This window comes from Klebsiella sp. K47 (genome assembly GCF_051858335.1).
GTDB classification, from domain to species: Bacteria; Pseudomonadota; Gammaproteobacteria; order Enterobacterales; family Enterobacteriaceae; genus Klebsiella; species Klebsiella pneumoniae.
In genome coordinates this window covers 1-372 of record NZ_JBPYUI010000107.1, presented here as the reverse complement: position 1 = coordinate 372, position 372 = coordinate 1, and the positions used below count along the sequence as shown (strand labels likewise).

Genomic DNA, 372 nt, shown 5'->3' with positions numbered 1-372 from the left:
AGATTCACATCAATCATTTTTCGGTCCCCTGTTTGCAGAGAATTTCCAGCCGGGTACCTTTTATATCCGGAACCGGAGGCCCGGTAACGTTAAGAACTGCACCTTTAAACGGACCAGTACGGACCTTCAATCGGGATGAGGCTGAAATATCCCTGCGAAAACGCACCCAGACTCGGATTGTCGCATCGGCATGCTCTGCGCCAGCGGCTAACAGCTCCCGACCGCTTATCCCCTTAACCTCGGCCCAGATGGTTTTCCCATCTTCCCAATTTTCAACTGGCTGGCCTGAAGGCGTTCTGGTGGTGGTGAAATTTTGGATGGTGACCCGGTGCCGTAATCGTCCTGCCTGCATAATTCCCCCGCTTAAATACC

Annotated in this window: 1 protein-coding gene; it reads right to left on the bottom strand. The window is 52.7% G+C overall.

Features of this window, described 5'->3' with window-relative positions; all coding sequences use genetic code 11:
- Positions 1 to 13 precede the first annotated feature (13 nt).
- A complete protein-coding gene (locus tag RRF55_RS27295; protein ID WP_032428844.1) occupies positions 14 to 352 on the bottom strand; it encodes a phage head closure protein in 339 nt (112 codons plus the stop codon).
- Between the last annotated feature and the right edge of the window lie 20 nt (positions 353 to 372).